The organism is Streptomyces sp. 150FB, from assembly GCF_000818195.1.
Classification (GTDB): domain Bacteria; phylum Actinomycetota; class Actinomycetes; order Streptomycetales; family Streptomycetaceae; genus Streptomyces.
The window spans coordinates 4,987,348-4,993,954 of record NZ_JTHL01000001.1 but is presented as its reverse complement, the minus strand read 5'-3'; the positions used below and the strand labels follow the sequence as shown (position 1 = coordinate 4,993,954).

Below are 6,607 nucleotides of genomic sequence, written 5' to 3'. Positions count from 1 at the left end.
CGCCGGTCGGCGGGCCCCATGCCGGGGACGGGCCCGGGGTCAGGCGGCAGCGTCTCGGGCGCGTGGCGCGGCGCGAGGAGCCGGGCGCGTACGGCGTCGATGAGCGCGTCCCGTACGCCTTCCACGGCGCTGTCGGGGTCGATCTGGGCGGCGGCGACGGCCAGCGAGGCGACCTGTTCGTATCCGGTGATCTCGCGCGAGCCCTCGCGCAGGATGAGCGCGTGGCCCGGCGGGATGCGTTTGACCCCGTCGTACGGGGTGGAGTCGCGCAACGCCTCCGGGGTCTCCGGGCAGGCGAGGAGCGCCGCCAGGTACCCGATGTCGAGTTGCGCCTCGATGAGGTCGGCGAGGGGCAGGGCCGCGGTGGCGTACGCGGTGCCGCCCGCCCAGGGGGTGTAGAAGACGGGCCGTGCGCCCGCCAGGTCGCCGACGACCGTTATACGGCGCCCGATCTGCGCGACGGCCGTGTAACTGCCCGACCAGGCCGTGAGATGGCGCAGCGCGCCGCCGCGCGCGGCGAACAGGCCGAGGCGCAGTTCCTCGTCGGTGGCGCCGCAACAGCCGAGGACCGCCAGCCTGTTGACGGCGTCGATGGTGACGACGCGGACCTCGTCGGGCCGCCAGTCGCCGACGGCCCAGAGCGGGTCCGGGTCCCCCCACAGGAGTTGGGAGCCGACGGGGTGGACGCTGCCGCTCTCGCCGTCGTCCCCGAGGGGGTCGGCGGCGCCCGCGTATCCGCCGCGGCCGCCGGGCGTGTCGGAGGACCCGGCGTACCCGTTCCCGGTGCTCCCCGCCCGCCCTGACGCCCGTGCGGAACCGTTCATTCCGCCGCCGCTCGTCGCTCCTGCCGTGCCGAAGTGCGCGGCGATACTGCTCCACCCCACCAACCAGCGCATCGCCGCCTCCACAGCACTGGACAACGTGATCCGGGGCCGGATCGGTACGTACCGAGGCCCGTTCGGGACCATGCTGCCACGACAAGAGCGCACAGGAGGGGCGGGAGGGCGCGCCCGCCGATAAGCGAATGAGCCTGTGGCATGAGCCATTTGGCGAAGATGGGGCCCACGGCAGACAGGCAGCATTCAGCCAATCTCCGAACCAGACACGGCGCCCAAACGCCGGAATACGCTCAGTCCGGGAGGCGCCGAACACCTCCCGGACTGATCCACCGCCCGCGGGGAATGGGGCGGCGGTGTCCCCCAGTCCACTGGTTCCAGTACGCAGTGGACCGACCCACGCAGCACTCATGGAAGCGCTCGCCCTCCAAGATGGCCAAGAGCGCACGCCCGGGCGCACGGTACACACCCGGAGCACGGCCTCTCGGACGACACTTGGCACACGTACTCCCGTGCGGACAACAATCTCGCCATACGGAACTCCGCCCCTTAACGGTCGGGATGTGGCGAACTACGCTGGGTTTACGAATGCCACGCGCCTATGCCGCGACGCGGCGGCCGTCTGTGTGTCGAGGGGTGACGCATGTCCAGAGAGCTACGCGGGCCGAACGAAAAGCTCGGCACCGTTCTCGCCCTCGCGGGAATCAGCAACGCCGGCCTTGCCCGGCGGGTCAACGACCTCGGCGCGCAGCGAGGGCTGACGCTTCGCTACGACAAGACGTCTGTGGCGCGATGGGTGTCGAAGGGGATGGTTCCGCAGGGTGCGGCGCCCCATCTCATCGCGGCGGCGATCGGCGCCAAGCTCGGCCGTCCCGTGCCGCTGCACGAGATCGGTCTGGCGGACGCGGACCCGGCCCCCGAGGTCGGGCTCGCCTTCCCGCGCGACGTGGGGGAGGCGGTGCGCTCCGCAACCGAGTTGTACCGGCTCGATCTGGCAGGTCGCAGGGCGGGCGGCGGAGGTATCTGGCAGTCCCTGGCCGGATCCTTCGCAGTAAGCGCGTACGCGACGCCCGCCTCCCGGTGGCTGATAACACCCGCCGACTCCTCGGTCGCCCGTGACGCGGCGGTCGCTGAGGCGGCTCAGGGTGCCCACAGCGCGCTGGTGGGCGACACCTCCGGTGAGATCTCGCCGCTGCGCGTGGGGCACAGCGATGTCGCCAAGCTGCGGGAGGCGGCGTCCGACGCCCGGCGCTGGGACTCCAAGTACGGTGGTGGCGACTGGCGTTCGTCGATGGTGCCGGAGTGTCTGCGGGTGGACGCCGCGCCTCTGCTGCTCGGCGCCTACACCGACGAGGTGGGCCGTGGTCTCTTCGGCGCGACCGCCGAACTGACCAGGCTGGCAGGGTGGATGGCCTTCGACACGGGCCAACAGGAGGCTGCGCAGCGGTATTACATCCAGGCGCTGCGTCTCGCGCGCGCCGCCGCCGACGTACCGCTGGGCGGGTATGTCCTCGCCTCCATGTCGCTCCAGGCGACCTACCGGGGCTTCGCCGACGAGGGCGTGGACCTCGCCCAGGCCGCGCTGGAGCGCAACAGGGGCCTGGCCACGGCCCGCACGATGAGCTTCTTCCGGCTGGTGGAGGCGCGTGCGCACGCCAAGGCGGGCGACGCCGTCGCCGCCGGGGCGGCGCTGAAGGCGGCCGAGGGGTGGCTGGAGCGCTCGCGCCCCGGCGACGCCGATCCGTCCTGGCTCGGCTTCTACTCGTACGACAGGTTCGCGGCCGACGCCGCCGAGTGCTACCGCGACCTGAAGGCGCCGAGGCAGGTGCGGCGCTTCACCGAGCAGGCGCTGTCGCGTCCGACGGAGGAGTTCGTGCGCTCGCACGGCTTACGTCTCGTGGTGAGCGCGGTCGCCGAGCTGGAGTCGGGCAATCTCGACGCGGCGTGCGCGGCCGGGACCCGCGCGGTGGAGGTCGCGGGCCGGATCTCCTCGGCGCGCACGACGGAGTACGTACGGGATCTCCTGCACCGCCTTGAGCCGTACGGGGACGAGCCGCGCGTCGCCGAGCTGCGGGAGCGTGCGAGGCCGCTGCTGGTGTCACCGGCGTAGGCGCTGTTGGCGTCACCCGCGTAGCCGGGCGGCGCCGGCGCAGGCCACCCACTCCGTGGCGCCCGCGTGCCCGTCCCCGCCCGACCCGCTGATCTCCGGGTTCGCGCCGGGTTTAAGGGGGCGGCCCGTGGGTCAGTGCACTATCGGGGTGGAGGTGGTGCGCGATGGGCGGACGCGGCGGATTCGACTGCGACGTGCTGGTGATCGGCGGCGGGATCGTCGGCCTGTCGACGGCGTACGCGCTCACCAGCGCGGCGCCCGGCACCCGCGTCGTGGTCCTGGAGAAGGAGCGGGGACCCGCGCGCCACCAGACCGGGCGCAACAGCGGCGTGATCCACAGCGGGGTCTACTACGCCCCCGGCACGCTCAAGGCGCGGTACGCGCTGAGCGGCTCGGCCGAGCTGGTCAGGTTCTGCGCCGAGCACGGCATCGCCCACGAGGTCACCGGCAAGCTGATCGTGGCGACCGAGCGGGACGAGCTGCCACGGCTGCACGCGCTGGTCCAGCGCGGCAGGGAGCACGGCATCCCGGTCCGCGAGCTGGGTCCCAGCCAGATCAGTGAGTACGAGCCCGAGGTGCGGGGCCTGGCGGCGATCCAGGTCGGCACGACGGGGATCTGCGACTTCGGCGCCGTCGCGGCGCGGCTCGCCGAGTCGGCACGGGCCGCAGGGGCCCGCGTACGGTACGGGGCCGAGGTCATGGCGGTGGACCGCCGCGCCTGGGGTGTGGCGGTCCGTACGGCGGCGGGAGAGGTCGTCAGGGCCCGCGCCCTGGTGAACTGCGCGGGGCTCAGGTGCGACGAGGTGGCCCGGCTCGCCGGCGACGACCCGGGGATGCGGATCGTGCCGTTCCGCGGGGAGTACTACGAGCTGGCGAGGCCCGGTCTCGTCAAGGGCCTGGTCTATCCGGTGCCCGACCCGGCGTTCCCCTTCCTCGGCGTGCATCTGACCCGGGGCATCGACGGCGGCGTCCATGTCGGCCCCAACGCGGTGCCCGCGCTGGCCCGGGAGGGCTATACGTGGTCGGCCGTACGCCTCGACGAGCTGGCGGGCACCCTCGCCTGGCCCGGCTCCTGGCGGATGGCGCGCCGGCACTGGCGGTACGGCGCGGGAGAGCTGCACAGGTCGCTGTCCAAGCGCGCCTTCACCAAGGCCGTACGGCGGCTGCTGCCCGCGGTGACGGAGGCGGACCTGCGCCCGGCGCGCGCCGGGGTACGGGCCCAGGCGGTCCTGCGGGACGGGACGCCGGCCGACGACTTCCTGATCCGGCGGGCGCCGCGCGCGATCCACGTACTGAACGCGCCGTCGCCCGCGGCGACCGCGTCCCTGCCGATCGGCCGGGAGATCGCGCGGCGGGCACTGGCGGTGCTGGCCGAGGACTGAGAGCCGAGGACTGACGGCTGACGGCTCACGGCTCACGGCTCACGGCTGAGGACCGACGACCGGAGACCGAAGCCGGGATTCCGCCCGGCGCGCCCACGCTCCGTAGAATCGGACGCACTGTGTCCGAGCCTGAGAAGACCGAGATGACGACCGAACCCGCGACCGACGAAGCGACCGCCGAAGCCACCGACCGCGCCACCGAAGCCCCGGCAGCTCCGGAAGCCCTGGAAACCACGGCAGCCCCCGAAGCGACCGCCCTGGGCGCCGTGAGCCGGATGTTCCCCGACGGCTCCGGCCCCGCCGCCGACCCCGCCGGGTCGCACTTCGAGCGCCGTATCCGCAGCTTCCAGCCGCGCCGGAGCCGGGTGACCACCGGGCAGGCCGAGGCGCTGCGCCGGCACTGGTCCGACTGGGGTCTGGACATCGACGGGCAGCGGATCATCGATCCGGCCGAGATGTTCGACGGGCTGCCCGCCGTGCTGGAGATCGGCTTCGGGATGGGCGAGGCCACGGCGCTGATGGCGGCCGCCGATCCCGGCACCGGCATCCTCGCGGTCGACGTCCACACGCCGGGCCAGGGCAATCTGTTCCGTCTCGCCGAGCAGAACGGCCTCTCCAACATCCGGGTGGCCAACGGCGACGCGATCATCCTGCTGCGGGAGATGCTCAAGCCCGCCTCGCTCGACGGGATACGGGTGTACTTCCCCGACCCCTGGCCGAAGAAGCGGCACCACAAACGCCGCCTGATCCAGCCCGAGTTCCTCACCCTGGCCGCCGAGCGCCTGCGGCCCGGCGCCGTGCTGCACTGCGCGACCGACTGGGAGCCGTACGCGGAGCAGATGCTCGACGTACTCACCGCCCACCCGGGCTTCGAGAACACCTGCCAGGACGGCGGCTACGCGCCACGGCCCGCCTCCCGGCCGCTGACCCGCTTCGAGGGGCAGGGGCTCGACAAGGGCCATGTGGTGCGCGATCTGCTGTTCAGCCGCGTCTGACGGGGTTGACGCGGCTGACGCGGTCGACGCGGTTGAGCGCCGACGTCCGGGGAATGACGGGAATGATCCGGGCGCGGTTCGGCAGAACCGGTGATTCACCACGATCCGGCGCGATACAGCCGGTAGCGGACAAGGCGCCATCGCTGTTGTCGGCGTCACTCGTTAGGGTCAACGGGTGGCCGAACCATCAGCGCAGCGCCTCGAACAGCCTCCGGACCAGGGGCGACCGGTCCCGCCCACGGGCCCCGCGATCCCGGTGTACGCGCAGCAGGCGCGGCTCGGCGCGCTCTGGACCGCCGTACCCGAACCGGCCCGCAGGCGCTACCGCCCCCGCCGCGCCTTCTGGCGCCACAAGGCGGTCCGCGCGAGTGCGGTGATCACACTGCTCGTGCTCTGCGGTCTGGTGATCCTCGCGCTGGTCAGGGACCAGACGGGCACTCAGGGCTTCGTGGTCGGGCTGTGTCTGGCCGTGCTGCCCGTACCGCTCCTGATGTCGGCCTTCCGCTGGCTCGACCGGGTCGAGCCGGGGCCCTGGCGCAACCTCATCTTCGCGTTCGCCTGGGGCTCCTGCGCCGCCGCGCTGGTCGCGATCATCGCGAACTCCTTCGCGACCCAGTGGATAGCCACCGCCACCGCCGACCCCGGGGGCGCCGAGTCCCTCGGGGCCACGCTGATCGCGCCGGTCGTCGAGGAGAGCGCGAAGGCGACCGCGGTCCTGCTGCTCTTCCTCTTCCGCCGCAAGGACTTCACCGGGCTGGTCGACGGAGTGGTGTTCGCGGGCTTCACGGCGACCGGTTTCGCCTTCACCGAGAACATCCTCTATCTGGGCAGCGCCTTCGGCGAGGACCAGTACATCGGCAACTCGGGCCTCGGCTCCTTCACGGCGGCGACCTTCTTCGTACGCGTCGTGATGTCGCCGTTCGCGCATCCGCTCTTCACCGTGATGACGGGCATCGGCTTCGGCCTCGCCGCGGCCGCCCCACGCCACCGGCGCGTCCGCAGGTACCTCCTGCCGGTGCTCGGCCTGTTCACCGCGATGTGCATGCACGCCCTGTGGAACGGCGGCTCGTCGCTCTTCGGGCCGTTCGGCTTCTACATCGTCTACGCGCTGTTCATGGTCCCGGTCTTCGGGCTGCTGACCTGGCTCGTCGTCTGGAGCAGGCAGCGCGAGCTGCGTACGATCGCCGCCCGGCTCCCCGCGTACGCCGCCGCCGGCTGGCTGACGCCGGCCGCCCCGTACGCGCTCTCGTCGATGCGGGCGCGCACGCTGGCGCGCGAGGCCGC

At 72.7% G+C, this 6,607-nt stretch carries 4 protein-coding genes and 1 pseudogene; 4 read left to right on the top strand and 1 reads right to left on the bottom strand.

Going from position 1 to position 6,607, the window contains the following annotated elements; all coding sequences use genetic code 11:
* A pseudogene (locus tag QR77_RS48915) lies at window positions 1–896 on the bottom strand (asparagine synthase); the annotation flags it as partial.
* A 583-nt stretch (window positions 897–1,479) separates the two neighbouring features.
* Between QR77_RS48915 and QR77_RS21330 the strand changes: the two are divergent.
* From QR77_RS21330 to QR77_RS21315, 4 genes are all read left to right on the top strand, one after another.
* Entirely contained in the window at window positions 1,480–2,946 is a 1,467-nt protein-coding gene (locus QR77_RS21330) for a hypothetical protein (RefSeq protein ID WP_040023655.1), read from the top strand.
* 164 nt (window positions 2,947–3,110) lie between these two features.
* Window positions 3,111–4,328 (top strand): L-2-hydroxyglutarate oxidase, encoded by a 1,218-nt coding sequence (gene lhgO, locus QR77_RS21325; protein WP_040023653.1) that lies wholly within the window; start codon window positions 3,111–3,113, stop codon window positions 4,326–4,328.
* 275 nt (window positions 4,329–4,603) lie between these two features.
* A complete protein-coding gene (gene trmB, locus QR77_RS21320; RefSeq protein WP_236711135.1) occupies window positions 4,604–5,323 on the top strand; it encodes a tRNA (guanosine(46)-N7)-methyltransferase TrmB in 720 nt (239 codons plus the stop codon).
* Between the two features lie 256 nt (window positions 5,324–5,579).
* Window positions 5,580–6,607, top strand: a 1,028-nt coding sequence (locus tag QR77_RS21315; RefSeq protein WP_236711134.1) for a PrsW family intramembrane metalloprotease, incomplete at its 3' end; no start/stop codon positions are given.

Bases quoted from the DNA above. Each gene is read 5' to 3' on its own strand.
- lhgO (WP_040023653.1), top strand. From the start codon at position 3,111: ATGGGCGGACGCGGCGGATTCGACTGCGACGTGCTGGTGATCGGCGGC.
- QR77_RS21330 (WP_040023655.1), top strand. From the start codon at position 1,480: ATGTCCAGAGAGCTACGCGGGCCGAACGAAAAGCTCGGCACCGTTCTC.
- trmB (WP_236711135.1), top strand. From the start codon at position 4,604: ATGTTCCCCGACGGCTCCGGCCCCGCCGCCGACCCCGCCGGGTCGCAC.